Genomic DNA, 25,282 nt, shown 5'->3' on the forward strand with positions numbered 1-25,282 from the left:
GTCCGGTCAGTCGGTGGCGGAGGGTGACGCGCTCACGTCGTTCGAGATGCGGCCGTTGCTGCACGGCACGCCGGGTTCCAGCGTCGCGGTCTGGCGGTACTGGCGGATGAACGCGTCGATGCGCGAGTCGTCGGCCGAGGTCACCCGCAGCTGGTACCCCCACGCCTGCAGCGAGATCGCCGAGGGCTGCCCGTCGTACGGGCTCATGAGCATGTAGTCGTTGTTGCGCACCCGCTTGGCGAGCCGCTCGACCTCGGCCGGCGCCAGCCCCGTGCGGTAGGTGATCCAGACCGCGCCGTGCTCCAGGCTGTGCACCGCGTTGCCCTCGTCGACCGGCTCGGTGTACACGTCACCGGCGCAGCGCTGCCAAACCGGGTGGTGCGGCCCACCGGCGGCCGGGACCATCGGATACTCGATCTTCTCGCCCTCGGCGCGGTGGTCGCGCTCGAGCCACTCGGGGTGCGTGGTCCGATAGTTGATGAGCCCGACGATGTCCGCCGACGCGTCGCCGCTGAGGTTCCTCTTCGGCATGTACCACACCACGCCCGCGATCCCGGCGACGCACGCGAGCGCCAGGACACCGACGATGCTCACCAGCGCGATGATCAGCCCCCGGTTGCCGCCGGACGACGGCGGCGGCGCGCCGGACGGCGGCGGGTAGGGCGGCGGCGGGTAAGGCGGCGTGCCGGACGACGACGCCGACGGCGTGCCGGGCGACGACGGTGGCGGCGGTGGCGGCGGGCCCGGCGGGTAGGGCGGCGGCGGGTAAGGCGGCGTGCCGGACGACGACGGCGGTGTGCCGGGCGGCGGCAGGTAAGGCGGCGGTGTGCCAGGCTCCGACGGTGGCGTGCTGGGCGGCGGCGGGTAGGGCGGAGTGCCGGATGACGGTGGCGGCGTGCCAGGCGGCGATGGGTAGGGCGGCGTGCCGGACGACGACGGCGGTGTGCCGGGCGGCGGAAGATAAGGCGGCGGTGTGCCAGGCTGCGACGGTGGCATGCTGGGCGGCGGCGGGTAGGGCGGAGTGCCGGACGACGACGGTGGCGGCGGGCCCGGCGTGTCGGGCGGCGGCGGATAGGGCGGCGGCGGATAGGGCGGCGTACCGGATGGCGGCGGTTGGGGGGAGGCGCCGGACATGCCGCCGACACTACCGGCCGTGCGTTTCCGCGACAATTCGGACGCTTCGCACCGCCCGGGCCGTCGCGCGCCGATCACCGCGCCTACCGGGGCCCTCCCAGGGCGCTGAGCGCGTCGAGGTAGCGCGGCGGGACCAGGTTGGGGCCGTCGCCCCGGAACGCGGCGTCGACCTCGGCGTCGGTGGGCAGCGCCGGCACCTCGGCGGCGAGCGCCTTCACGATCGGGGTGTCGCGCCAGTCGGGGTGCTCGGTGAGCAGCCGCAGCGCGACGAGGGACTCCTCGATCTCGCCCACGCACTCGAACGGCTTGTGCGCGGTCAGGCCCATCAGCTCGCGGTACCCCTCGAGCTGCGTGAGATCCGTGAACACGTCGGTGCCGAAGATGTGCACCAGCCGCTCCCGCCCGGTGAACGGCGCCAGGGCCAGGAACACGAACCGGCACTTCGGGCAGTGCCCGCACCAGCGCTCGCTCGCGTCGCGCTGCTTGAACGCGGCGTTGCAGCTCGTGACGACCTCGTCGTACGCGGTGAACTTGGTGAACAGCCCAGCGATGTGCAGCTCGGACAGGCCGCGCAGCAGCGAGAAGTACGCGTCCCGCAGCCCGGCATGGGCCAGCAGCGCGGCGCGCAGGTGCGCCTCGGCCGGCAGCCCCTTCGACCACTGGTGGTTGATGTCCCGGCCGAGCCAGCTCAGGTTCGGCACCGAGGCGGAGCTCTCGTTGGACATGACGACCGGCCCGAGCCCGTGCATCAGCGACGTGGCGACCGCGACCAGCGAGTTGATCGCGGTGACCGGGATGTGCCCGTTGAACGCGCCGGTCTCGTTGAGCTCGCGCATGCGCGGGTCGAGCCGCCGTCGCACGGTGCGCACCGGCTGCGGCGACACCGCCATCACCCCGCGGATGATCGCGTTGGGGTTGACCGCGAACAGCACCGGGTCGAGCCCGGCGCGCTGCAGCGCCTCCATCGTCACGATCGAGTCCTTGCCCCCGCCGACCGCGGCCAGCGGCGGCCCGTCCGGCGTGTGCGGCCGCTCCGGCGGCGCCGCGGTGCGCTCCGCCTCGATCGGCAGGTCCAGCACATACTCGAGCTTGTTGCGGTAGGCGAACTCGCCCAGCCCGTCGTGGAAGAGCGCGCGCACCCACGGCAGCGCCCCCTCGGCCAGGGTCACCCCGCCGAGCTCGACCCGCTTCGGCGCGGCGATCTTGTAGTACGAGGTGGAGGCGGCGACGTACAGCAGGTCGAGCACCCGATCGAGCGCGGGATGCCCGGCGGCGGGCGGCCCGAAGTCGACGGTCTCCGTGAGCACGAGGTCGCCGAGCGCGTAGTGGAAGCGCGCCACCCCGGTCGACGGGTCGAACTCCCGCCCCGGGAACCGCAGCGCCTCGACCTGCTCCCACGCGTTCACGATGTGCTCCGTTCCGTCCGGTACGCGCCGACCCGCAATGGTAGCGTTCGCGCGCCGCTTGCATCCGGTACTCGGGTACGGGTCTACCGTCGTGGCATGGAACACGCGGGCCACGGGCTGCGCACGGGCGAGGTCGCCGGGCGGGCCGGTGTCAACATCCAGACGCTGCGATACTACGAGCGCCGCGGCCTGCTGTCGGAGCCCCTGCGCAGCCCCGGCGGCCACCGCCTGTACCCGCCGGACGCGGTGGGCCTGCTCGTCGCGATCAAGGCCGCGCAGCGGCTCGGGTTCACGCTGAACGAGGTCGCGGAGCTGCTCGACTCCGGCCGCCGCCGGGCACCGGTCGGTCTGCACGACCGGGCGGCGGACAAACTCGCCGAGATCGACCGGCGGATCGCCGACCTGTCCGCCGTGCGCGACACGCTGGCCCGCGTGGTGGCGGCGCGGTGCGACAGCCTGACCGACTGCACCTGCCCGGACTGCCCGATCCCGTCTCCCACCGCGTGACCGCGCGCCGGGCGAGCGCGGTCATCGCCCTGGTTGGGTGCCGGGCATCATGTGAGTCATGATCACGGAGTAAACATGCACAAGGAGCAGCACGTTCGCTCCGTGGCCATGGAGAACAGCGGTCAGCGGTACCAGCGGCGCAGGGTTCGCAGGGTCTCCGCGCCGCCGAGGTCCGGGGGAGGCGTCGGGAGCTGGCGGAGCAGCAGGTCCCGCTCGGTGACGTACGACGGCTCCGGGTCGGTCAACGGGACCGGCGGCAGCCAGAACCGCTCGATCTCCACGTCGGGCTCGGTGAGGCCGGCCAGGGCGCCCGCCGTGCCGATCGGGGAGAGCGCGGGCGCCGGCTCGTGATCGTCGGGCTCCGCGGGGCCGCCGGCGCGCAGGGTGCGCAGCGCCGACAGCAGGGCCTCGCGCGAGCGGCCGCGCCACAGCAGGATCAGGAACGGGTCGCCGTCGAAGCGCTCGGCCAGCAGATAGCACGTCGCCGCGAGATGTTTGCACGGTACGGCCTGGTCGGGGCACGAGCAGCGCATCGCGAGGTCGGCGAAGCGGGCCGGGAACAGCGGCGCCGCCGCGGCGTGGAAGACGTCCTCGACGTGCGGCGGGAGCTCGCCGGCCAGGAGCTTCGCGGCGCCCAGCGCCTCGGCGGCCAGGGCGTGCTCGACGGTCGACCAGACGCTGTCGGGGAAGACCGCGAGGTTGATGGAGACCTTGTACGGCGTGGGGCGCGAGCCCTGCACGGTCGCCGTCACCGCGCCCGGGGCCACGTCCAGCCGCAGCACCTGACCGGCGCGGGCGTAGTTGCGGCCCCGGGTCAGGCGGGTGCCGAGCGCGAAGGACTCGAGCACGGCCAGGAAGCGCTTGGACCACCAGCTCTCGCCGATGGCACCGCGCGTGCTGCGGGCCCGGATGCCACCATCGACGCGGACGGCCCGGGTCCCCCAGTACTCCGGTGTCGTCACGCCCGCGGGCACCCCGGCCCGGCGGCGCCGCGGCGCGGCGCGAACTCGGCGATCATGGCCCCAGTCTACTCAGCCGCCAGAACGCCGCGATGAGCAAGCCCGACGACGTCGACGAGGTCACCGGCCTGAGCATGGCCGACATGGAAGCCGCGGGCGAGGATCTGTACGAGCATCGCGACCAGGCATCCGGTGACGAGGTCCCGAGCGAGCCCGCCACCGACATCCGTTCGGTGGTGTCCGTCCGGTTCAGTCGCGGCGAGCTCGACAGCATCGTCGCCGCGGCGACTGCGGCCGGTCAGCCGGTGTCGACGTACATACGCAACGCCGCGCTCGCGACGTCGGCGGCGATCGATGTCGAGGCCGCGCGGCGAGAACTGCGCACAGCAGCAACGGCACTCGACGAACTGCGCCGGCGACTGGGCTCCGCCGCGTGACCATCGGTCGGGCCCCGTCCGGCCCGTTTATCACCATCGGCGCGGACACCCTGGACGCGCCGACCCTGTCCGCGTACGCCGACGGCACCTGGCTACTACCCATCTGATCCCGGCATGGGCCGGTCACTGCTGCGGTAGCCGCTAGTGATTTCGGTGGCTGAATATAAGCGGATGCGCGAAACGTTCGACCTGCTGCCCGACGACGGAGCCCCCGCGGACCTCCGCCAGTCGCGGGAGGACTTCGCGGCCGGCGACACGTTAGCGATGGACGAGGTTCGCGCCGAGCTGGAGCGGCGTCGAAGCAGGGCGGCAGGCGGGCGGACGATGGCAGCAACGATCGGCAGAGGTCGTGATCGACGGAGTGAGCGTGCGATCGCTCGACGGGAATCCGTCAGTACCGTCCTGAGGATGGGACGCAGCGAGTGCGCCACCGCCCCTTCGCGCGGCTGAGGGTGGCTGAGGCGGATTTATTCCGCCCGCTGGGGAGGCGTAACCCACGTCCCGTGCGGGGCTCTGTCGATTTAGCGTCGAGCCCATGAGGATTGTGTTGACCGGTGGGACCGGTTACATCGGCTCCGCCCTGGTGGAGCGGCTCGTCGCCGGCGGGCACGCCGTCACCGCGCTCGTGCGCGGTGAGGAGGCGGCCGGGAAGGCGCGCAAGGCGGGCGCCGAGGCGGTCGTCGGTGATCTGTTCGACTCCGCGTGGACCGCGGAGCGGTTCGCCGGCGGCGACGCCGTCGTGCACCTCGCCGCCACCGGCGACGGCGACTCCGCGCGCTTCGACCGGGCGGTCGTGGCCGCCGCCGTTCGGGCGCTGGGCGGCACCGGAAAGCCGTATGTGCACACCGGCGGGATCTGGAGCTGGGGCGACAACGCCGACATCACCGAGGAGTCGCCGGCGGCGCCGCCCGCGCTGACGGCGTGGCGCTCGGAGATCGAGCAGTCGGTGCTCGACGCCGACCTGGCGGCCACGGTCGTCGCCCCCGGGATCGTGTTCGGCCACGGCGGCGGGATCCCCGCCGGGGTGCTCGTGGCGGCCCGCGACGAGGACGGGCGTGTCCGGCTCGTCGGCGACGGCTCGCAGCACTGGGCGACCGTGCACGTGGACGACGTCGCCGCGCTGTACACCCTTGTCGTGGAGCGCGGCGAGCGGCTCGGCCGCCTCGTCGCCGCGTCGGGTGTCAATCCCACCGTCCGGGAGCTCGCCGAGGCCGCTTCGGGCGGCGCGGGCGTTGTTTCGGAGACCGCCGAGGCGTCCCGGGCGCGGCTGGGCGCGCCGTTCGCCGACGCGCTGCTGCTGGACCAGCAGGCCACGGGCGCGAAGGCCAGGTCACTGGGCTGGAGCCCGTCCGGACCGGCGCTCGTCGAGGAGTTGCGCGCCGCAGCGTAGGGGGCGTTCGCTTGGGTCGGGGAGCGCGGCTTCGGCCGCGCTCCGTCGTATTTGCGGCGGTCGAAGCGCCGATCAGACCGGCAGCAGCGACGCGTCCGCCTCGGTCAGCACCAGCACGTCGCTGGTCAGCGGCCGGTAGACGCGGCGCAGCAGGGCCGGGTCGCAGACTCCCGCCACCGCGGCGAACACGGCACGCGCCAGGCGCTCCGCGTCGGCCGGCGCGACCGCGGCCCGGGCCGCGACGTCGGACAGGAAGTCGAGGTGTACCTCCTGGTCGTACAGGTGCTGGTAGGACCACAGCGGCTCGGCCAGCGTCGGCGGGAGCTCCGCGGCCAGCTGGTGCACCCAGCCGTCGGGCAGCCGGTTGGCCAGGGCGTGCAGCACGCCGCGCAGGGCCCGGCGGGCGCTTTCGGGATCGGTGAGGCCGGTCTTTTCGCGTACCTCCGCGATGAACACGTCTTCGTACATGTGCCGAACGCTGCCGGGCGCGCAGGTGAGCGGCCATCACTCGGCGGGGACGGAGCTGTCCGGGCAGCGGTGCCGGGTCATCCGCCACGGGTGGGACCGCCTCACCCGCTCCCCGCCCAGCATGGCGGGGTACGTGCAGCCCGCACAATTGGGAGGCGCCACCATGACACTGCTGGTCACCCGTCCCCGCCGGTCGCTTGCCATGTATCCGGCGCTGGGCATGCCCCTGACGAGCGGTGCGCCCGTCGACATCGAGGAGACCGGCGACGCGTTCCGGGTCGAGCTGGACCTGCCGGGCGTCGCGCCCGACGACGTGGAGATCGAGCTGCGCGACAACGAGATCCGGGTCTTCGGCACGTTCGGCGAGCGCCGCCGCGAGGGGACGGTGCGCCACCACGCGCGCAGGACCGGTGAGTTCGAGTACATCGTCGCCCTGCCCGGCGACGTCGACCCCGAGGGCGTCCAGGCGGACCTGGACGCCGGCGTGCTCACGATCGTGGCGCCGAAGGCGCACGGGCAGCAGGCGCGGCGCATCGAGATACATCGCAAGCAGCAGATCGTCGACTCCTCCGTGGTGCCGCCGGAGCCGTCCACGGAACACCTGAAATCGCCGGACAATCCGGCCGCGAAGGCCAAACGGATGAAGGAGGGCCAGTCGCGGCCCGGCCCGGCTAGCCAGCGCGCCGGCTCGTCGGGCACCGGCAGCACCGGCCAGGTCGGCCGCAGCTCGATGGGCTGAGGCGGGGCCACACGGACCCAGGGCGGGTCGTCATGGCGGTCGACTTCCGCGACCCGTACGAGGTGCTCGGCGTCGCGCGGGGCGCGGGGCAGGACGAGGTCCAGCGCGCGTACCGGCGCCTGGCCCGCCGCTACCATCCCGACGTCAGCTCCGAGCCGGGCGCGGAGGAACGGTTCAAGGAGATCACCGCGGCGTACCGCGTGCTGGCCGACCCGAAACGCCGGCGCGAGTACGACGCGGGGCGGCGCGGCCGGCACCAGCGGTACCGCAGCGGCATCGACGTCGATCTGTCCGGCGGCCTGTTCCGCGGTGCGCGCGGCACCGACACCCGGGCCGAGCTCACGATCGGCGTGGAGACCGCTTACACCGGCGGCCGGCGGCGTGTCACGCTGCCGGGCCCGGCGGGACGGCCCAGGCAGTACGACGTGAACGTCCCGGCCGGCATCGTCGACGGCGAACGGCTGCGGCTGCCCGGCCAGGGCGCGCCCGGGACGCGGGGCGGTCCCCCGGGGGATCTGCTCCTCGTCGTACGCCTGGCGCCGCACCCGAGATTCAAGGTGTCCGGTCGCAACGTGATGGTCGAGGTGCCGCTCAGCCCGTGGGAGGCGGCCCTCGGCGCGGTCGTCCCGGTCGGCACGCCCGCCGGGGAGCTGCGCCTGGACGTGCCGGCGGGCTCGTCCTCGGGCCTGCGCCTGCGCCTGCGCGGCCAGGGCCTGCCCAACCCGCGCGGCCCGGCCGGTGACCTGTTCGCGGAGATACGAATCGTGGTGCCGGAGCGGCTCACCCCCGGCGAGCGCGCGCTGTACAGCTCGCTCGCCCGAGAGTCGCCGTTCGACGCCCGGCTCATTTAGGCACAACGCAGAAGGAAGGGGATCACATGCTGAAAAGGGAAGCTTGGCTGCTGGGCATCCGCGGTGCGATCGCGATCGCGTTCGGCATCATCGCGGTGGTCTGGCCCGGGGTGACGGTGATCGCGCTGGCGCTGCTGTTCGGCATCTTCGCCATCGTCAGCGGGGTCGAGCAGCTCGTCCACGCGATCCGCCCGTCGCCCGGGCCGTCGAACGTGGTCACCGGCTTCGCCGACGGCACGGGCCCGCGGATCGCCCGCGGCGTGGCCGGGGTCGTCGGCCTCGTGCTCGGCATCCTGGCCGTCGTGTGGCCCGGGATCACGGCGATCGTGCTGGCCATCATGGTCGGCGTGTGGGCGGTGGTCACGGGCCTGGCCGATCTCTGGCTGGCGACCCGCCAGCACGGGGGCTGGTCGCTGGCGCTGATCGGCGCGCTCGCGATCGTGGCCGGGCTGTTCATCATGGTCCGCCCCGCGGCCGGGGCGCTGGCCATCGCCTGGGCGATCGGCATATACGCGATCATCAGCGGCGTGCTGCTGCTCGTCGCCGCGTATCAGCTGACGCGCCAGCGCACCGGGCGGGGCCGGATGGCGGCGGCGCACTGACCGGCGCCACAGCGGAGGGCGGCGCGGCTTCGGCCTCGCCGCCCTTCGCCCGCTCCCACCTTGTGGGCTTCCCTCGTTATAGCCTGCACGGCATGACGCAGCCACCGTATGGAACCCCCAATCCGTATGGGCAGCAGGATCCGTACGGACAGCCGTCGCCGTACGGCCAGCCGGTGCCGTACCCGCAGTCCGACCCCTACGGTCAGCCCGCGTTGCCGCCGCCGATGTCCTCGCCGCCGGCCTCCAGCCCGCCCGCGTCAGGCCAGCCATATTCGACGGCCTACCAGATGCCGACCTCGGGCGTCCCGACCTCGGGCGGCTTCGACCCCTACGGCCAGGCCGCCTACGCGCAGCCCATCTACGCCCAGGCCGCTTATGCCCAGCCCGGCTACGCTCAGCCCGTCGGCTACGCGGCCGCCTACGACCCGCTGACCGGCCAGCCGTACTCCGACAAGAGCAAGGTCGTCGCGGGCCTGCTGCAGCTGGTGCCCGGCCTGCTCTTCGCCATCGGCGGCATCGGCCGGCTCTACGCCGGCAACATCGCCCTCGGCGTGACCCAGCTGATCCTCAGCTTCGCCGTCGGCTGGGTCGCCTTCATCTGCGGCTTCTTCCTGTTCGTGCCGTTCCTCATCACCGGCGGCCTGTGGTTGTGGTTCATCATCGACGGCATCATGATGTTCGCCGGTCGCCCGGTGGACGGCCAGGGCCGCCCGCTGCGCCCCAACTGACCGGCGGGCTACGGGCGGACGCCGCGGATCGACGCGTCCAGGACCTCCGCCGTGTGGGCCAGGCGGATCGTCGCGCCCGCGCGTTGGACGGCGGCGGCGATCTGCATCAGGCAGCCGGGGTTGGCAGTCACCAGGAGGGACGCGCCCGTGGACAGGACGTCGCGGGCCTTGCGGTCGCCCAGCTCGGCGGCGGGGCCCGGGTTGAGGATGTTCCAGATGCCGGCCGAGCCGCAGCAGATCTCCGGGTCGGGGATCTCCCGCAGGTCCAAGCCCGGCACCGCGCGGAGCAGGGCGCGGGGCTGAGCGTGCACGCCCTGGGCGTGCGCGAGGTGGCACGCGTCGTGGTAGGCGGCCGTCACCGGGACCGGGTGGCGCGGGGCGACCGGGCCCAGCTCGGCCAGGAACTCCGACAGGTCGCGCACCTTCGGGGCCAGGGCCGCGGCGCGCGGGTCGCCGGGGAGCAGCTCGGCGATCTCCTTGAGCGCCGAGCCGCAGCCGGCGGCGTTCACGACCAGGGCGTCGACGCCGGTGAACGCGTCGAGGATCGCGGCGGCGAAGCGGGCGGCCTCGTCGCGGCGGCCGCTGTGCAGGCTCAGCGCGCCGCAGCAGCCCTGCGCCGGCGGGATGACCACGTCGCAGCCCTCGGCGGCCAGGACGCGCGCGGTCGCGGCGTTGACCGACGGGAAGAAGGCATGCTGGACGCAGCCGGTGAGCATGCCGACGCGCGCACGGCGCGGGCCGAGGGCGTGCACGAGCGGCGGCAGCGGGACCGCGCGGCGCAGCGGCGGGGCCAGGTCGACGAGCGTGCGAAGGGGCGCCGGCAGGCGTCGTTTCAAGGGCGTTCCGAGCCATCGGTACCCCACGAGCGGCGCCTTGGCGACCCGCAGCCGGCGGTGGTACGGGAAGAGCGCGAAGACGGCCGCCCGCAGCGCCCGGCCCGACGGCGGGCGGACCTGCTCGACCATCGCGCGGGTCTCGGTGATGAGCGTGTCGTACCGCACCCCGGACGGGCACGCGGCCACGCACGCCATGCAGCCCAGGCACGCGTCGAAGTGGCCGGCCATCGTCTGCGTCAGCGGCTCGCCCTGGCTCTCCTGCAGCATGAGCTGGATGCGCCCGCGCGGGGAGTCCATCTCCTCGCCCCACAGCACGTACGTCGGGCAGGTGGGGAGGCAGAACCCGCAGTGCACGCAGTCGTTGATGAGCTCGGGCCGGTCCCCGGTCATCAGATGCCCCCGACGAAGCGGCCCGGCGCGAGCGTGCCCGCGGGGTCGAACTGGTCCTTGACCCGGCGCATGAGGTCCAGTCCGTCGACGTGGCCCCAGACGTCGATGCGGGCACGGACCGCGGGCGGGGCGGTCACCACCACGCAGTGCCCGGCGCCGGCCCGGGTCGCCGCGCGCAGGTCGCTGACGACGCCGGCCACCACGCCGGGGTCGGTGCCGCTGGGCAGGCCGGCGTGGAGCACGCCGGTGCCGGCCGAGCCGCGCACCCGCAGCGGCACGTCGTGCAGCTGTGCGGTCACGCCGGCGGCGGTGAGCAGGTACGGCACCCTCGAAAGGGCGCAGGTCAGCTTGATGCCGACGTCGCCGGGCGCCCACGGGTACGCGCCCCAGCCCGGCGGCGGCGTCTCGCCCTGCACGGCGCCGTCGCCGAGCAGCTTCTCCAGGTCGGCGGCGCGCCGGTCGACGCCGGCGGGGACGCCCTCGACCAGGGCGGCGACGGTGAGCCGGCCGCCCTCGGCCATGTCGATCTCGAGGGCGCTGGGCACGATCTGCGAGCCGAGGACCGCGGCCACGGCCCGGCCGGCCTCGTCGGGGCCATCGGCGGGCGCCGACACGAAGCGGGCGGCGGCGGGCAGGGGATGCAGCCGGAACGCGCACTCGGTGATCACGCCCAGGGTGCCGTACGAGCCGGCGACGAGCTTGCCCAGGTCGTACCCGGCGACGTTCTTCACCACCTTGCCGCCGGCCCGGGCCACGACGCCGTCGGCGCGCACCACGGTCACGCCGATGAGCAGGTCGCGGACGGTGCCGTAGAGCATCCGGCGCGGGCCGGACGCGTTGACCGCGACGGTGCCGCCGACGGTCGAGCCGGGCAGCGGCTCGTCCAGCGCGAGCTGCTGGCCCACCGGGCGCAGTGCCTCCTGCACGTCGCGCAGCGGCGTGCCGGCCCGCACCACCGCGACGAGGTCGCCGGCGGCGTGCTCGACGAGGCCGCTCACCCCGCCCATCTCCAGGATCAGGTCGAGGCGCTGCGGCGGTAGCGCCCAGCCCTGCCGGGTGCCCGCGCCGCGGGCGACCAGGGCCAGCCCGTCCCGCGCCGCGCCGCGCACCACGTCGGCGACCTCCGCGGTCGACGCGGGCGAGGCCACCGCCGCGGCGGGCACCCCGGCGATCTCAGCGAGCACCGTCACCGTGTTACCACCTCACCTTCGCAACACCAGCCGTCAGAACACCTCAGCCACGCCGGACTCGTGCATAGGATGGACGCCCTTGCGCCGGCCGGGCACCTCGCCGCACAGCCGAGGGGTCGGGAACACCTTGCCGGGATTGGCCAGGCCGCGCGGGTCGAACGCGCACCTGACCAGCTGCATCGTGTCGAGGTCGGCCGGGGAGTACATCCGCGGAAGGTGTTTGGCCTTGTCGACCCCGACCCCGTGCTCGCCGGTGATGGAGCCGCCGTGCTCGACGCAGATGTCGAGGATCGCCCCGGACACCGCCTCGGCCCGCTCGGCCTGCCCCGCGACCGACTCGTCGAACAGCACCAGCGGGTGCAGGTTGCCGTCGCCGGCGTGGAAGACGTTGGCGACCCGCACGCCGTGCTCGCGGGCCAGCTCGCCGATGCGCGTGAGGACCTGCGGCAGCGCGGTGCGGGGGATGACCCCGTCCTGCACGATGTAGTCGGGGGAGATGCGCCCTACCGCGGCGAACGCCGACTTGCGCCCCTTCCAGAACAGCGCCCGCTCCGCGTCGTCGGCGGCGATGCGGATCTCGAACGCGCCGTGCGCGCGGCAGAGGTCCTCGACCGCGGCGAACTGCGCGTCGACCTCCGCGGCCGGGCCGTCGAGCTCGACGATGAGCACCGCGCCGGCCCCGCCCGGGTAGCCGCAGTGCACCGCGGCCTCGGCCGCCTCGATCGCCAGGGCGTCCATCATCTCCACGGCGGCGGGCACCACGCCGGCGGCGATGATCGCCGAGGTCGCAGCGCCGGCCTCGTCGGTGCCGGCGAACGCGGCGAGCAGGGTACGCACGGTCTCGGGCAGGCGCACCAGGCGTACCGTGACCTCGGTCGCGATGCCGAGAGTGCCCTCGGAGCCGACGAACGCGCCGAGCAGGTCGTAGCCGGGCGCGTCGGGTGCCCGCCCGCCGAGCCGGACCAGGTCGCCGTCCGGGGTCACGATCTGCACGCCGGTGACGTGGTTGGCCGTGAAGCCGTACTTCAGGCAGTGCGCCCCGCCCGAGTTCTCCGCGACGTTGCCGCCGATCGAGCAGATCTGCTGGCTGGACGGGTCGGGCGCGTAGTAGTACCCGTGCGGGTTGGCGGCCCGGCTGACCTGCAGGTTGATCACCCCGGGCTCCAGGACGGCCCGCTCGTCCTGTGGCGCCATCTCGCGGATCGCGCGCAGCTGCGAGGTGACGATGAGCGCCCCGTCGGCGTGTGGCAGCGCGCCGCCGGACAGCCCGGTGCCGGAGCCGCGCGCGACGAACGGCACCGCGTTGGCGACGCACGCGCGCACCACGGCCGCGCACTCCTCGGCGGTGCGGGGCAGCAGCACGATGCCCGGCACGACCCGGTAGTGGGTCAGCCCGTCGCACTCGTACGTGCGCAGCCGCTGCCGGTCCGTGATGATCTGCTCCGGCAGCAGCACCTCACGCACCGCCGCGGCGAGCGCATCAACACTCATGCCATACCGCTCATGCCATACGTTCGTACGCCGGAACGGTCAGGAAGTCCACGAAGTCGTCGGCCACGGCCACTTCCATGAACAGCGCGCGGGCCGCGGCCAGGTCCGGCCCCGAGTCCCCGGCGAGCGCCGCGAGCTCCTCGTCGGCGATGCGCTCGACGAGCTCGCGGGTGACCTTCTCGCCGGTGTCGTCCAGCGTGACGTCGTTGTGCAGCCACTGCCACACCTGCGAGCGGGAGATCTCGGCCGTCGCCGCGTCCTCCATCAGGTTGTTGATCGCGACCGCGCCGGTGCCCTTGAGCCACGCGTCGAGGTACTGCACGCCGACGCTGACCGCGTTGCGCAGCCCGGCCTCGGTCCGCCCGCCCGGCGTCTGCCCGATGGCCAGCAGGTCGGCCGCGCCGGCGGAGACGTCCTCGCGGAGCCGGTCGAGCTGGTTCGGCCGGTCGCGCAGCACCGCGTCGAAGACCTCCCGGCAGACCGGCACCAGGTCCGGGTGGGCGACCCACGAGCCGTCGAAGCCGTCGCCGGCCTCGCGCGTCTTGTCCGCGGTGACCTTCTGGATCGCCACCCGGTTGACCTCGGGGTCGCGCCGGCTCGGGATGAACGCCGCCATGCCGCCGATGGCGTGCGCGCCGCGCTTGTGGCAGGTGCGCACCAGCAGCTCGGTGTAGGCGCGCATGAACGGCACCGTCATCGTGACCGAGTTGCGGTCGGGCAGCAGGAACTCCCGGCCGCGGGTGCGAAACTTCTTGATCACGCTGAACATGTAGTCCCAGCGCCCGGCGTTGAGCCCGGCGGAGTGCTCGCGCAACTCGTAGAGGATCTCCTCCATCTCGAACGCGGCCGGGAACGTCTCGATGAGCACCGTGGCGCGGATCGTGCCGGTCGGGCGGCCGAAGCGCTGCTCGGCGAAGGTGAACACGTCGTTCCACAGCCGCGCCTCGAGGTGCGACTCCATCTTCGGCAGGTAGTAGTACGGCCGGGTGGCGAGGTGGTTGTGGAAGAAGTACAGCCCGAAGTCGGTCAACGACCCGGAGGTGCGCTGCCCGTCGACCAGGATGTGCTTCTCCGGCAGGTGCCAGCCGCGGGGCCGCACCACGATGGTCGGCCGCGGGCCGTCGGCCAGCGTGTACCGCTTGCCCTCCGGCGAGGTGTACTCCAGCCGGCCGGCGACCGCGTCGCGCAGGTTGAGCTGCCCCCGCACGACGTTGTCCCACAGCGGGGTGTTGGCGTCCTCGTGGTCGGCGAGCCAGACCTTCGCGCCGGAGTTCAGCGCGTTGATGCTCATCTTCGCGTCGGTCGGCCCGGTGATCTCCACGCGGCGGTCCTCCAGGCCGGGCGCCGGCTCAGCGACCCGCCATTCGCCCTCGCGCACGCCGAGCGTCTCCGGCAGGAAGCCGAAGGTGCCGCCGGCGGCGAGCGCGGCCTCGCGCTGTTTGCGCAGCCCGATCAGCTCCAGGCGCCGCGCGTCGAAGCCGCGATGCAGATCTGCCAGGAAACTCAAAGCCTCCTCGGAGAGGATCTCGGCGAAGCGCTCGCCGAGCGGTCCGGTAACCTCGACGCCCGTAGCGTTGCCCATACGACCGACCTTAGGCCATATCGGGCGGTACCCCGGTGCGTGCCGCGAAGCGTGTGGTATGGGAAGCTCTGCCGAACGAAACTCAGGTCCGTCCGTGTGCTGGGCCGTCCACCAGGGGAGTCGACGAACTGTGAGCGATCGGGGCAGGAACCGCCGCCCGGCAAGGTCGACCAAGGCCACCCCGCCGAACGCGTCGGCGCCGGACGCGTCGGCGGAGGCGGAGGAGTCGTCTGCCGCGGTCACCGACGAGCAGTCTGCCGCCGAGCAGGTCGACTCCAAGCAGATCGATTCAGAGCAGGGCGATTCCGGGCAGAACGCGGACGAGCCCGCCGCCGTCTCGGCGGAGACCGACGCTGACGCCTCCGGCGGGGATGTCCCGGAGGACGGGGATGCCCCGGAGGAGTCGGAAGAGTCCGAGACGACGGACAAGTCTGACAAGTCGGCGAAGTCGAAGAGCAAGACGGCCGCGCCGCTGACGAAGGCCGAGCAGCGCGCCGCCGCCCGGGTCGCCGCCGCGAAGTCCGCCCGGCGCCGCCGCACCGGCCAGGCGATCGCCGGCACGCTCATCGTCCTGCTCGCCATCGGCGGCGCGTTCACCGGCGTGTGGTATTTCGGCAACCGCGCCGAGGAGCAGAAGACCCTGTGCAAGAAGCCGGTGCCGAAGGCCTCGAGCACCTCGAACGCGTCGCCCGCACCGGAGCCGTATCCGCCGATGCTCGGCGGCTTCGACAAGCGGCTGGCCGAGGAGCCCAAGACGGAGGCGGGCAAGGAGTCGAACGTCGGCGTGCGCCACGTTGACGTGCTCATCCAGGGCGATTGCAAGACCGTGAAGCCCGGCGACACCATCGTGGTCAACTATGTCGGCCTGACGTACAAGGACGGCAAGGTGTTCGACTCGTCCTGGCAGCACAAGCAGACCTTCCCGGTCGAGGTCGGCCTGCTCGAGCAGAAGCAGCAGCCCCGGGTCATCGAGGGCTGGGACCGCGGCCTGGTCGGGCTCAAGGTCGGCAGCCGGGTCATCCTCGACATCCCGGCCAGGGAGGGGTACGGCGATGTCGCGCAGCGGCCCGGCGACCCCGTCGGCGACCTGCGCTTCTACGTCGACATCCTGGACATCGAGTCCTCCGACGCCTCGGGCGGCCTCACCATCCCCGGCGCCAACTAAGAGCGCTAGGGCCGGGTCGCGACCCGGCGCAGCCGTTCGACCACGCCCGGGTGGGGCCACTCGCGCAGCCGGTAGCGCTCCGGCGCCACCCCAGGCTCCGGGTCCAGGTCGACCTCGCGGGCGACCGCGTCCCATGCCACGAAGAACGCGTCGGGGCCCTCGGGGCCCTCGGACGGGAACGCCACGAAGTCGGCGCGCGGCAGCAGCGTGTCGACCCCCTCGGCCCAGCTCGCGACCGAGAACACCGAGCCGTCAGGGCGCTGCGCGAGCGTGTACGAGGCCACGAACGCCTCGCTCGCCAGGTGCTCGGCCTGGGCCGAGTACTCCGCCGACGCCATCAGCACCTCGGTGCGGTGCGTGACCTCGTGCATCGGGTCGCCGGGCGGGGCGAGGAACGGCACGACGGCGCCGTCGTCGCCGATCGTGAGCGCTATCGGCGAGACGGGCCGGGCCGCCTCCGCGTACTCCCGCTCGACGAGCTCGAACAGCTTGCGCAGGCTCTCCGGGGTGTCATCGGCGGTCCGGCCGACCAGGAGCACGCCGGTCGTGTCGGGCATGAACAGCAGCGGGGTGCCGCCGACCCGGGCCCGCTGGGCCGCCAGCCAGCCATCGACGAACACGTGCGAGGCCCAGTACGCGTCCCCGGACTCGACCATGCGGATCAGCGACCGGGGGCCGGGGCCGTCGGTCGCCTCGCTCGTGCGCCGGGCGAGCTCGGCCATGTTGCGCCGGGCCCGGTCGTACGCGGTGTGCTCGGTGACGCCCCATTCGACGATCTGCTTCGCCGTCACGTACATGATCGACGTGGGCTGGTCGACCACGACGAACTCGGCCAGGTGGGGCCACGCCGGGCGGTGCAGCGGCCGCGGCGCCGGGGCGGGCATGCCCAGGGCGAAGCTGACCGGGCGCAGCAGCGGCCGCAGCAGCGGGGCGACGTCCTCCCAGCGCCGCGGCGCACCCGGGTTGTAGATCACCGCGGAGAGGAACGTGGCGATGCGCTCCCGGCGCTCGGCGCGGCCGGCGCGGGCGCACTCGCGGAAGAGGTTGCCGAGGTAGGCGATCCCCGGCGAGTCCGTCTTCGAGTCGCGGCGCACCTCGATCGCGAACTGTTCCGGCAGGTAGCGCGCCTGCGCCACGCCGGCGTCGCGCATCGCGGTGAGGACCCGGCGGGCGAAGCGTTCGTGTGGGGTGCCGCGGAGCCGGTCGAGCAGTCCCATGTGGCTGCACGGTACCCGATCACCGCCCGGAGGTTTGGACGCGCCGGATGCGGCAAAGCGCTCCGTATGACGAAGCAGACCGTGGGCGAGGCGATCATCGCGCGACTGGCCGCCTGGGGCGTGGACACCGTGTTCGGTCTGCCGGGCGACGGCATCAACGGCCTGATGGAGGGCTTGCGACGCAACGCCGACCGGGTCCGGTTCGTGCTCGTGCATCACGAGGAGGCGGCCGCGTTCATGGCCGTCGCGCACGCCAAGGCCACGGGCCGGCTCGGCGTGTGCATGGCAACGTCCGGGCCCGGCGGCATCCACCTGGCCAACGGGCTCTACGACGCCAAGCTCGACCACGCCCCGGTGCTGGCGATCACCGGCATGCAGGAGTCGAGCGTGCTCGGGACGGCGTACCAGCAGGAGGTACACCTGGATAGGCTCTTCGCGGACGTGGCCGAGTACAACGAGCCGATCGTCAATCCGGCCCAGGTGCCGTCGCTGGTCGACATCGCGGTGCGCACCGCCCTGGCCCGCCGCGGCGTGGCGCACCTGACCGTCCCCAACGACGTGCAGGTCGCCGCCGCGGGCGACAACCCGTACGAGGACGTGGGGCCGGTCCGCGAGCCCGCGACTAAGCCGGTGTGGGTCCCGCCGCCCGCCCGCCCCGCCGACGACGACCTGCAGGCCGCCGCCGACCTGCTCAACGCGGCCGACCGCCCGGCGATCCTGGCCGGCGTCGGCGCGCGCGGCGCCGGTGCCCTCGTCGAGCTCACCGCCGACGTGATCGGCGCGCCGATCGTCAAGTCGCTGCTGGGCAAGATGGTCGTGCCCGACGACTCGCCGTTCACCCTCGGCGGCCTCGGGCTGCTCGGCTCCGCGCCGAGCGAGGACCTCATGGACGAATGCGACGCGCTGCTCATGGTGGGCACGAACTTCCCGTACACGAAGTTTTTGCCCGAGCCCGGGCAGGCGCACGTCGTGCAGATCGACGCCGAGGCCACCCGCGCCGGGACGCGCATCCCGACCGACGTGCCGCTCATCGGCGACGCCGCGGCCACCCTGGAGTCGCTGCTGCCGCGGCTGCGCCGCCGGGTGGACCGCAGGCACCTGCGCAGGTACCAGGACAAGATGCACGACTGGCGGGAGCGCATGGCGGGGCTGGAAAACGCGGAGCGCTCGCCGATCGCGCCGCAGTACCTCGCCGCGGCCCTGAACCGCGCCGCCTCCACCGACGCGATCCTGTGCTGCGACTCGGGGACGGTGGCCACCTGGGCGGCGCGGCACTGGCAGATCGTCGGGCGGCGCGAGTTCTACATGTCGGGCACGCTCGCCACCATGGCGCCCGGGCTGCCCTACGCGATCTCGCTGCAGCACGAGTACCCGGGCCGGCAGTGCATCGCCTACATCGGCGACGGCGGCTTCGCCATGCTCATGGCCGAGTTCCACACCGCGGCCCGCTACGGCCTGCCGGTCAAGGTCGTCATCAACAACAACAACGCGCTCGGCATGATCGTCTGGGAGCAGATGGTGCTCGGCTTCCCGGAGTACGGCGTCCGCTTCGGCGACCCCGCCCCCGACTACGCCTCGTGGGCGCGCGGCTGCGGTGGCTTCGGCGTCCACGTCAGCGAGCCGGGCGGCCTGCAGCAGGCGCTGCGCGAGGCGCTCGCCCACGACGGCCCGGCCCTCGTCGACGTCGCGGTCGACCCGAACGAGCCGCCGATGCCGGCGAAGGTCACCTACCAGCAGGCCGTGCGCTTCGCCGAGGCGTTCCTGCGCGGCCAGCCGCACCGTGCCGCGATCGCCACCACGATCCTCGAGGACCGGATCACGCAGCTGAAGGGATGATCAAACGATGCGCGCCCAGCCCCGGGGCGCCCGCGGCACCGTCGGGCACCCGTACAGCGCCCTGAACCTCCGCCTGGTCCTCGCCCTCTTCGGCCTCGTCGTCGGCGTGGGGCTCGGCGTCCTCGCGCTGGTCGCCGGGCTGACCTGGCTGGCGGTCGCGCTGTTCGTGCTGGCGGCGACGGCGCTGGTCGACACGGTCGTGGTGGTGCTGCGCCGCCGGGCCCGCTTCCGCGAGGGCGGCGGCCGCGGCTCGCTGTTCGAGTAGCCCGCTCATCGCGACTCGGCGTATCCGCTGGCGCGATGCACGCCGGTGCGGCGAACCGAGCGGTACCACAGCCGCGACCGCGCGACGCCCATCGAGACGCCACCGGGCACGCGCATCCCGCCCAGGCCGACGACGCCGCCGACCAGGACCACGCCGGCGAACGCCAGCAGGCCGGAGCCGGTGAGCACGTGGACGACGCGGTTGTCGGGCCGCGTGACGGCGGTACCGTCCGGATGGATGGTCGTGGCGTTGGACCGCTCGACCATCGGCGGCGGATCCGGCTCGCGTGCCGCCTGCGCCGCGCTCAGCGTGCCCACCATCAGCGCCGCGCCCGCGACGCACTGCCATGCCCTGGTCTTCATCGCGGGGCACGCTAGGCGGCCGCCGGGTGAGCCGTCGCCGCCCATCGCCCACCCGCCGGGGGTGAATCGTGGCAGAGTGGGCGCGTGTCGATCTACAAGATCCTGCTTCCCGCGGAGTGGTCCGCGTTCGAGGCCGCCGGGGTGTCCGGTGTCTTCGAGGGCTCGCCGCTCGACCGGGCCGACGGGTTCGTCCACCTCTCCGGCGGCGACCAGGTGGCGGGCACCGTCGAGCGGTACTTCGCCGACCAGCCCGAACTCGTCGTCCTCGCCGTCGACCCGCGGCCGCTCGGCGAGGCGCTCAGGTGGGAGGAGAGCCCGTCCGGCGGCACGTACCCGCACCTCTACGCGCCGCTGCCGAGATCCGCGGTCGCCGCCGTGCACCGCATCACGGACAGATCCGATCTGTCGGCCCTGTCCTGATCACGTCGATCCGGGGCGTCCGGCTACCTGTACGACCTGTGGCTGCTCGACTGCTCGCCGGGTACGGTGTCGGCATGTCAGACGCGCCGCCGGTGTTCGTCGTGATGGGCGTCGCCGGCGCCGGGAAGACCACCGTTGGCGCGCTGCTGGCCGCCCGGCTCGGCTGGCGCTACGCGGAGGCCGACGACTTCCACCCCGCCGCCAACGTGGCCAAGATGGCCGCCGGCATCCCGCTGACCGACGCCGACCGGGAACCCTGGCTGGCGGCGATCGGGCACTGGATCGACGAGCGCGCCGACGCCGGCGAGCCGGGCGTCGTGACGTGCTCCGGCCTCAAGCGCGCGTACCGCGACCGGCTCCGCCGGGACCGCCCGCAGGTGCGCATGGTGTTCCTGGAAGGCTCCCCCGAGCTGATCACGCGCCGGCTCGCGGCCCGCCACGGCCATTTCATGCGCGTGGAGATGCTCGACAGCCAGTTCGCCGCCCTGGAGCCGCCGGCGCCGGACGAGGCCGCGACCGAGGTCTCGGTCGAGTCGCCGCCGAGCGAGATCGTCGAGGCGATCCTGAAGGCCCACCCCGACGCGACCTGACGCCGGCCCTCGGGGGAGCGGGAGTCAGCGGTCGCCGCGGAGGCGGCCGTAGACGAGGACGTCGCGCCAGGCGCCGTCGCGGAACTCCGCCGAGCGCAGGATGCCCTCGCTGAGGAAGCCCACCTTTTCGAGGGCCTTCTGTTCGGCGATGTTCTCCGGCTGGACGCGCGCCTCGATGCGCTGCGCCGGGGTGCTGGCGAACAGGTAGTCGCACAGCAGCGTCTGAGCCCGCCAGCCGACGCCGCGGCCGCGCCACTCCGGCAGCAGGACGATGCCGATCCCCCAGTACTGCGCCAGGCCCGACCCGATGGCGAACCAGTGGACGAACCCCGCCGCGGTCTCGTCCGCCTCGACCATGAGCCGGCCGTCCTCGACGCCGAGGTACCCGTCCTGCGCGAAGCGCCGCGCCGGGCCGTTCGGCTCTTGGTAGCCGGTCCAGGCCGCTCCCGCCAGGCCCGGCTCGGTGGCGAACCGGCGGAACATCGCCAGGTCACCCTCCATCACCGGCCGCAGCCGCACCCAGGTCTTGTTCACGCGCCCCCACCTCACTCGACCCGCAAGATCGCCCGCCATCTTCGCCGAAGATTGCGGTCGCCGCCATCCGGCGTATCGTCCGTAATCGCGTGACGCTACCGTCTCAGGCCATGGCCGTCGATGTCTTCACCCACTCGTTCGTCGTCGCCGCGGCACCGGGGGCGGTGCGCGCGCACCTGGCCGACCCGGACTCCTACATCGGGCTGTCGCCGCTGGTGGTGGCGGTGCGCGACGTGCGGCGCGACGGGGACGTGGTGCGCTACGTGGCCGTGGAGCGCTTCGGCCTCTACCGCAACGCGATCCGGGTGACGCTGACGGTGGGTGAGGACCGCATCGTCAGCGAGGTGGTCAGCCCGGGCCGGGTGCGGCTGCGCGCCGAGGTGGAGCCGGTGCCCCACGAGGACGCCCCGGGCCACAGCATGGTCACCGAGACGATCACCGTGGAGTCCCCGGCGTTGCTGCGGTGGTTCGTGGTTCGCCAGGCCCGGGGCGTGCAGCAGGCCCGCGCGCGGGAGCTGGCCCGCCGCTTCTCCTGAGCTAACCCTTCGTTGTGCGGAGCGCCGGCGCGACCTCGGCGCGGATCAGCTCGAACGAGCGGGCCCGGGCCTCCAGGTCGTACACCATGCAGGTGAACATGAACTCGTCGGCGCGGGTCGCCTCCAGCAGCTCGGTCAGCTGCTTGCGGACCATGTCCGGGGAACCGAGGGCCTGCCCCTCGCGGCGCTGCAGCACGAATTCGCGCTCGCGCTCGCTGTAGGGATAGGCCGCCGCCTCCTCGGGCGTGGCCAGCGGCTCCGGCCGCCCGGAGCGCAGCCGCAGGAAGGACAGCGCGCTCGGCCCGGACAGGAATTCGGCCTCCTCGTCGGTCGGGGCAGCGATCGCGCTCACCGCGACCATCGCGTAGGGCTCGGCGAGCCACCGCGACGGGCGGAAGTTCGTGCGGTACAGCGCCAGCGCCGGCAGCGTGTTCTGCGCGCTGAAGTGGTGCGCGAACGCGAACGGAAGGCCGAGCACGCCGGCCAGCTGCGCGCTGTAGCCGCTGGAGCCGAGCAGCCACACGTCGGGCTTGTCGCCCTTGCCGGGGGAGGCGAGGATGCGCGCGTCGCCCTCGAAGTAGGCGATGAGGTCCTGCAGCTCCTCGGGGAAGCGCTCCGCCGACAGCCCCTCCATCGTGCGGCGCAGGGCGAGCGCAGTGTACTGGTCGGTGCCGGGTGCCCGGCCGATGCCGAGGTCGATGCGGCCCGGGTGCAGCGCCTCCAGGGTGCCGAACTGCTCGGCCACCACGAGCGGGGCGTGGTTGGGCAGCATCACCCCGCCGGAGCCGACCCGGATCGTGGACGTGGCGGCGGCGAGGTGCGCGAGCAGGACGGCCGGCGAGGAGCTCGCGATGGCCGGCATGTTGTGGTGCTCGGCGACCCAGAACCGGCCGTACCCGAGCGCCTCGACCCGGCGGGCGAGCTCGGTGGTGTTACGCAGGGCCTCGCCGGTGGAGCCGTGGACGGCGACCGGCGCGACGTCGAGGACGGAAAGCGGTAGTTCACTCACAGACCTTGGTCAACACCGGCCGGGCGGCGATATTCCCGTGCCGTGGCAGGGCGCGCCGGCCTGGTAGCGCAGCGCCCTGCTCACGTGACACCCTGCTCACGTGACAGCTGACCCTAGTGTCTGGCGGGTCAAGGGCATGCCGCTGGCGCCGGCCACCGGCCACGGCCCGCTGGACGGACTCCGCCTCGCGGTCAAGGATCTCTTCGCCGTCACCGGCTTCGCGGTCGGCGGCGGCAACCCAGCCTGGCTCGCCGAGGCGCTGCCGGCGGCCGAGGACGCCCCGGCGCTCGCCCGGTTGCGCGCCGCGGGCGCGCATGTGCAGGGCATCGCGCACACCGACGAGCTCGCCTACTCGCTGTCGGGCACCAACCCGCACTACGGCGCGCCGCCCAACCCGGCCGCGCCCGGCCTCGTCACCGGCGGCTCCTCCAGCGGCCCGGCCTCGGCGGTGGCCACCGGCCACGCCGACGTCGGTCTGGGCACCGACACCGGCGGCTCGATCCGCGTGCCGGCGTCGTGCTGCGGCCTGTTCGGGCTGCGGCCCACCCACGGCGCCGTCCCGACGGAGGGCGTGCTGCCGCTCGCGCCGTCGTTCGACACGGTCGGCTGGATCACGCGTGACGCGCGGACCCTGGCCGCGGTGGGCGACGTGCTGCTGCCGCCGGGCCCGCAACGCCCGCCGTCGCGCATTCTCTGCGTCGGCGGTACGGCGCGGGCCGCGGCCCTGTTCGGCCCGCGGGTGACCGAGGTGACGCTGTCCACCTGGGACGAGCCCGACGCGCTGCTGCTGGCCTTCCGGCAGGTCCAAGCGGCGGAGGCGTGGCGGGCGCACGGCGCCTGGATCGAGGCTCACCCGCGCGCCCTCGCCGCCGACGTCGAGGGCCGCTTCCGCTTCGGCGCGCAGGTCTCGGCGCGGGACGAGGCCGACGCCCGGGCGTGGCTGGCCGAGTGGCGGGCCGAACTGCTCGACCTGCTCGGCGACGATGCCTGGCTGGCCCTGCCGGCCGGCGGCCCCGGCCACCCGCGGGAGCTCGGCCCGGCCGGCCGCGACACGTGGCGCCGGGAGACGCAGCGCTGCGCCGTGCCGGCCAGCGCCTGCGGCCTGCCGAGCGTCTCCGTGCCGACCGGCGCCGCACCGCCGGCCGGCATCGCGCTCGTCGGCCCGCCCGGCAGCGACCGTGCCCTGCTGGAGCTCCTCGCCGGACGGGCCTGACAGACGACGCGCGGCGTTGTAACCTACCCACGATGCCTACTTACGAGTGCAGATCGGGGGTCCCGTCCGCCAAAGGTGAGTGCTGATGCGCACTCACGAAGCGAACGGTGAAACCCGGCTTCTCTTCTGGCTGCGGATACGTGAGTTCGCCGTGCCGCCGCCGATGATCGAATCAGCCACCGCCCGGCGCGCCGCCGGGGACTGGGGCGGGGCCTGCGCGGCAGCGCGGGTGGACGTCGACCTCAACCTGCGAATTCTCGCGAAGACCCAGGGGCACGAGCTCGCCGGATCGGTGCGGGCCGACCTGCGGCACCTGGCGCCGGATCTGCTGCGCTGGCACATGCCGCGGATCGCGCCGGACGGGCTGCTGCGGCCGGGGCTGACCGTGGCCCTGGCCCGATACGGGCCGAGCGGCACCGGCGGGCTGCACCTCGTCGCCCGGATGCCGCCCGCCTGGGCCGGCGCCGGTCAGCGGATCAGCCTCGCGCTGTGGGACGGGGGCGGGGCGGGCGAGCACCCGCATCCGAGGCCCGACCGGCACTTCCGGTTCGACCTGCACCGCCACCTCTGGGACGCCCGGCGGGCCGGTGAGCTTCCCGAGCGGTCCGGCGGTCCGGGCCGGTGGGCGGCGGAGGCCGCGATCCTGCGGCGGGCGGACGGTCGGGTGGACGACGAGGCCGTGGTCGTGCGCCTCGGCGGGCGGCACCGGCTGCTGCTGGAGCGCTCCGGCCGGACCCGGCCCGCCCGCCGTGGCGGCGCGGCGCCTCCGGTCCTGCCGCACGCGGCGACGTGGGAACCGCCCGACACCGAACTGCTGCGCGCCGGGCTGATCGACGCCGGCCGGCTGCACCCGCTCGTCGCGCGGGCGCTCGCCCCGCAACGGGCGGCCCGCCACCGCGACGAGCACAACGGCGGTCCGGGCGGCGACGGCGGGACACGGCAGGTCGACTGCCGCGGTGCGCGGCACCGCATCGGGCTCGTGGGCGGGGCGCTGGTCGCCCTCGACCACGACCCCGAGCAGCTGCGCCGGGAGGAGCTGCTCGCCGCGCTCGGCGGGCCGCCGCTGCCCTGCCTGCAGGCCATCGACGAGGTGTACCGGCACCCGGAGTGCCTCGACGACGTCCGCGCCCGGCTCGACCACGGCGACGCCGACGGGGCGCTCGCCGCGGTCGAGGGGCTGCTCGGGCCGGGCGTGCCGCTGCGCGACGGCGCCCTGCGCGACGCCCTGGAGACGGCGGTGCGGCGGCGCCTCGCGCACGGCATGTTCCGCGCCGGGCTGGACCCGCGCGCGCCGGACACGCCCGCCCGCCGCGATCCCCGCCGGCGCGGCGACGTCCGTGCCCACCCGCGCAACGCGACGAACGCCTGACCAACCGCGACGGCCCGCCCCGGCGCGGCCCCTGAAGCTCGCCATCGTTTTCCTTC

Annotated in this window: 27 protein-coding genes; 15 read left to right on the forward strand and 12 right to left on the reverse strand. The window is 73.9% G+C overall.

All coding sequences use genetic code 11. The features are described 5' to 3' along the window. Positions 1-6 precede the first annotated feature (6 nt). Complete coding sequence (locus ABT297_RS02700) at positions 7-594, reverse strand: thioredoxin-like domain-containing protein (protein ID WP_350543816.1); 588 nt, start codon at positions 592-594, stop codon at positions 7-9. A gap of 623 nt (positions 595-1,217) precedes the next feature. Further along, positions 1,218-2,540: a MurL-like N-terminal domain-containing gene (locus ABT297_RS02705; RefSeq protein WP_350543818.1), complete on the reverse strand. Its 1,323-nt coding sequence runs from the start codon at positions 2,538-2,540 to the stop codon at positions 1,218-1,220. 96 nt (positions 2,541-2,636) lie between these two features. Between ABT297_RS02705 and ABT297_RS02710 the strand changes: the two genes are divergently transcribed. Then, positions 2,637-3,047 carry a MerR family transcriptional regulator gene (locus ABT297_RS02710; RefSeq protein ID WP_350543820.1) on the forward strand — a complete coding sequence of 137 codons (411 nt, stop codon included), beginning with the start codon at positions 2,637-2,639 and terminating at the stop codon, positions 3,045-3,047. Positions 3,048-3,169: 122 nt separating this feature from the next. On the opposite strand, the gene ABT297_RS02715 is transcribed toward ABT297_RS02710, so the two are convergent. Further along, the gene (locus ABT297_RS02715; protein ID WP_350543822.1) at positions 3,170-4,009 is read right to left on the reverse strand and encodes an SWIM zinc finger family protein; all 840 of its coding nucleotides are present in this window, start codon (positions 4,007-4,009) and stop codon (positions 3,170-3,172) included. 89 nt (positions 4,010-4,098) lie between these two features. On the opposite strand from ABT297_RS02715, the gene ABT297_RS02720 reads away from it, so the two are divergent. Both ABT297_RS02720 and ABT297_RS02725 read left to right on the forward strand, forming a co-directional pair. Then, positions 4,099-4,443 carry a plasmid mobilization protein gene (locus ABT297_RS02720; protein ID WP_350543824.1) on the forward strand — a complete coding sequence of 115 codons (345 nt, stop codon included), beginning with the start codon at positions 4,099-4,101 and terminating at the stop codon, positions 4,441-4,443. 535 nt (positions 4,444-4,978) lie between these two features. Next, on the forward strand, positions 4,979-5,833 hold the full coding sequence (locus ABT297_RS02725) for an NAD-dependent epimerase/dehydratase family protein (RefSeq protein WP_350543826.1): 855 nt from the start codon (positions 4,979-4,981) through the stop codon (positions 5,831-5,833). Positions 5,834-5,905: 72 nt separating this feature from the next. On the opposite strand, the gene ABT297_RS02730 is transcribed toward ABT297_RS02725, so the two are convergent. Continuing rightward, positions 5,906-6,301 carry a DUF2267 domain-containing protein gene (locus ABT297_RS02730; protein WP_350543828.1) on the reverse strand — a complete coding sequence of 132 codons (396 nt, stop codon included), beginning with the start codon at positions 6,299-6,301 and terminating at the stop codon, positions 5,906-5,908. On the opposite strand from ABT297_RS02730, the gene ABT297_RS02735 reads away from it, so the two are divergent. The 4 genes from ABT297_RS02735 (at position 6,300) to ABT297_RS02750 (ending at position 9,221) form a co-directional block, all read left to right on the forward strand. Beyond that, positions 6,300-7,040: an Hsp20/alpha crystallin family protein gene (locus ABT297_RS02735; protein ID WP_350543830.1), complete on the forward strand. Its 741-nt coding sequence runs from the start codon at positions 6,300-6,302 to the stop codon at positions 7,038-7,040. The two genes, ABT297_RS02730 and ABT297_RS02735, sit on opposite strands and share 2 nt — an antisense overlap. 32 nt (positions 7,041-7,072) lie before the next feature. Next, positions 7,073-7,891, forward strand: coding sequence for a DnaJ C-terminal domain-containing protein (locus tag ABT297_RS02740; RefSeq protein ID WP_350543832.1), 819 nt, complete (start codon positions 7,073-7,075; stop codon positions 7,889-7,891). 26 nt (positions 7,892-7,917) lie between these two features. Continuing rightward, entirely contained in the window at positions 7,918-8,493 is a 576-nt protein-coding gene (locus ABT297_RS02745) for an HdeD family acid-resistance protein (protein WP_350543834.1), read from the forward strand. Between the two features lie 92 nt (positions 8,494-8,585). Beyond that, a complete protein-coding gene (locus ABT297_RS02750) occupies positions 8,586-9,221 on the forward strand; it encodes a hypothetical protein (protein ID WP_350543836.1) in 636 nt (211 codons plus the stop codon). Positions 9,222-9,229: 8 nt separating this feature from the next. Here ABT297_RS02750 and ABT297_RS02755 read toward each other — a convergent pair whose 3' ends face one another. From ABT297_RS02755 to aceB, 4 genes are read right to left on the reverse strand one after another with little or no spacing between them, the layout of a single operon-like run. Continuing rightward, complete coding sequence (locus ABT297_RS02755; protein WP_350543838.1) at positions 9,230-10,447, reverse strand: (Fe-S)-binding protein; 1,218 nt, start codon at positions 10,445-10,447, stop codon at positions 9,230-9,232. Continuing rightward, a complete protein-coding gene (locus ABT297_RS02760; RefSeq protein ID WP_350543840.1) occupies positions 10,447-11,637 on the reverse strand; it encodes an FAD-binding oxidoreductase in 1,191 nt (396 codons plus the stop codon). Before ABT297_RS02760 ends, ABT297_RS02755 begins: the two co-directional genes overlap by 1 nt. A 33-nt stretch (positions 11,638-11,670) precedes the next feature. After that, positions 11,671-13,128 carry an FAD-linked oxidase C-terminal domain-containing protein gene (locus ABT297_RS02765; protein WP_350543842.1) on the reverse strand — a complete coding sequence of 486 codons (1,458 nt, stop codon included), beginning with the start codon at positions 13,126-13,128 and terminating at the stop codon, positions 11,671-11,673. 10 nt (positions 13,129-13,138) lie between these two features. Beyond that, positions 13,139-14,710, reverse strand: coding sequence for a malate synthase A (aceB, locus tag ABT297_RS02770; RefSeq protein ID WP_350543844.1), 1,572 nt, complete (start codon positions 14,708-14,710; stop codon positions 13,139-13,141). A 130-nt stretch (positions 14,711-14,840) separates the two neighbouring features. Between aceB and ABT297_RS02775 the strand changes: the two genes are divergently transcribed. Then, entirely contained in the window at positions 14,841-15,875 is a 1,035-nt protein-coding gene (locus tag ABT297_RS02775) for an FKBP-type peptidyl-prolyl cis-trans isomerase (RefSeq protein ID WP_350543846.1), read from the forward strand. A gap of 5 nt (positions 15,876-15,880) precedes the next feature. Here ABT297_RS02775 and ABT297_RS02780 read toward each other — a convergent pair whose 3' ends face one another. After that, positions 15,881-17,092 (reverse strand): hypothetical protein, encoded by a 1,212-nt coding sequence (locus ABT297_RS02780; RefSeq protein ID WP_350543848.1) that lies wholly within the window; start codon positions 17,090-17,092, stop codon positions 15,881-15,883. A 66-nt stretch (positions 17,093-17,158) separates the two neighbouring features. Here ABT297_RS02780 and ABT297_RS02785 point away from each other — a divergent pair, with 66 nt between their 5' ends. Then, positions 17,159-18,928 carry a thiamine pyrophosphate-dependent enzyme gene (locus ABT297_RS02785; RefSeq protein WP_350543850.1) on the forward strand — a complete coding sequence of 590 codons (1,770 nt, stop codon included), beginning with the start codon at positions 17,159-17,161 and terminating at the stop codon, positions 18,926-18,928. Between the two features lie 7 nt (positions 18,929-18,935). Then, positions 18,936-19,193: a DUF6343 family protein gene (locus ABT297_RS02790; RefSeq protein ID WP_350543852.1), complete on the forward strand. Its 258-nt coding sequence runs from the start codon at positions 18,936-18,938 to the stop codon at positions 19,191-19,193. Positions 19,194-19,198: 5 nt separating this feature from the next. Here ABT297_RS02790 and ABT297_RS02795 read toward each other — a convergent pair whose 3' ends face one another. Continuing rightward, a complete protein-coding gene (locus ABT297_RS02795; protein ID WP_350543854.1) occupies positions 19,199-19,555 on the reverse strand; it encodes a hypothetical protein in 357 nt (118 codons plus the stop codon). Positions 19,556-19,639: 84 nt separating this feature from the next. Here ABT297_RS02795 and ABT297_RS02800 point away from each other — a divergent pair, with 84 nt between their 5' ends. Next, entirely contained in the window at positions 19,640-19,975 is a 336-nt protein-coding gene (locus ABT297_RS02800) for a DUF952 domain-containing protein (RefSeq protein WP_350543856.1), read from the forward strand. A 74-nt stretch (positions 19,976-20,049) separates the two neighbouring features. Then, positions 20,050-20,565 (forward strand): gluconokinase, encoded by a 516-nt coding sequence (locus tag ABT297_RS02805; protein ID WP_350543858.1) that lies wholly within the window; start codon positions 20,050-20,052, stop codon positions 20,563-20,565. A 24-nt stretch (positions 20,566-20,589) separates the two neighbouring features. Here ABT297_RS02805 and ABT297_RS02810 read toward each other — a convergent pair whose 3' ends face one another. Then, positions 20,590-21,099: a GNAT family N-acetyltransferase gene (locus tag ABT297_RS02810; protein ID WP_350543860.1), complete on the reverse strand. Its 510-nt coding sequence runs from the start codon at positions 21,097-21,099 to the stop codon at positions 20,590-20,592. Between the two features lie 110 nt (positions 21,100-21,209). Between ABT297_RS02810 and ABT297_RS02815 the strand changes: the two genes are divergently transcribed. Next, entirely contained in the window at positions 21,210-21,635 is a 426-nt protein-coding gene (locus ABT297_RS02815; protein WP_350543862.1) for an SRPBCC family protein, read from the forward strand. Position 21,636: 1 nt separating this feature from the next. On the opposite strand, the gene ABT297_RS02820 is transcribed toward ABT297_RS02815, so the two are convergent. Next, positions 21,637-22,644: an LLM class flavin-dependent oxidoreductase gene (locus tag ABT297_RS02820; protein ID WP_350543864.1), complete on the reverse strand. Its 1,008-nt coding sequence runs from the start codon at positions 22,642-22,644 to the stop codon at positions 21,637-21,639. A gap of 100 nt (positions 22,645-22,744) precedes the next feature. Between ABT297_RS02820 and ABT297_RS02825 the strand changes: the two genes are divergently transcribed. Next, positions 22,745-23,857 carry an amidase family protein gene (locus ABT297_RS02825; RefSeq protein WP_350543866.1) on the forward strand — a complete coding sequence of 371 codons (1,113 nt, stop codon included), beginning with the start codon at positions 22,745-22,747 and terminating at the stop codon, positions 23,855-23,857. Positions 23,858-23,942: 85 nt separating this feature from the next. After that, positions 23,943-25,226, forward strand: a complete 1,284-nt coding sequence (locus ABT297_RS02830; protein ID WP_350543868.1) for an amino acid adenylation domain-containing protein — start codon at positions 23,943-23,945, stop codon at positions 25,224-25,226. Positions 25,227-25,282: the final 56 nt, after the last annotated feature.

Source organism: Dactylosporangium sp. NPDC000555, from assembly GCF_040300025.1.
Classification (GTDB): domain Bacteria; phylum Actinomycetota; class Actinomycetes; order Mycobacteriales; family Micromonosporaceae; genus Dactylosporangium.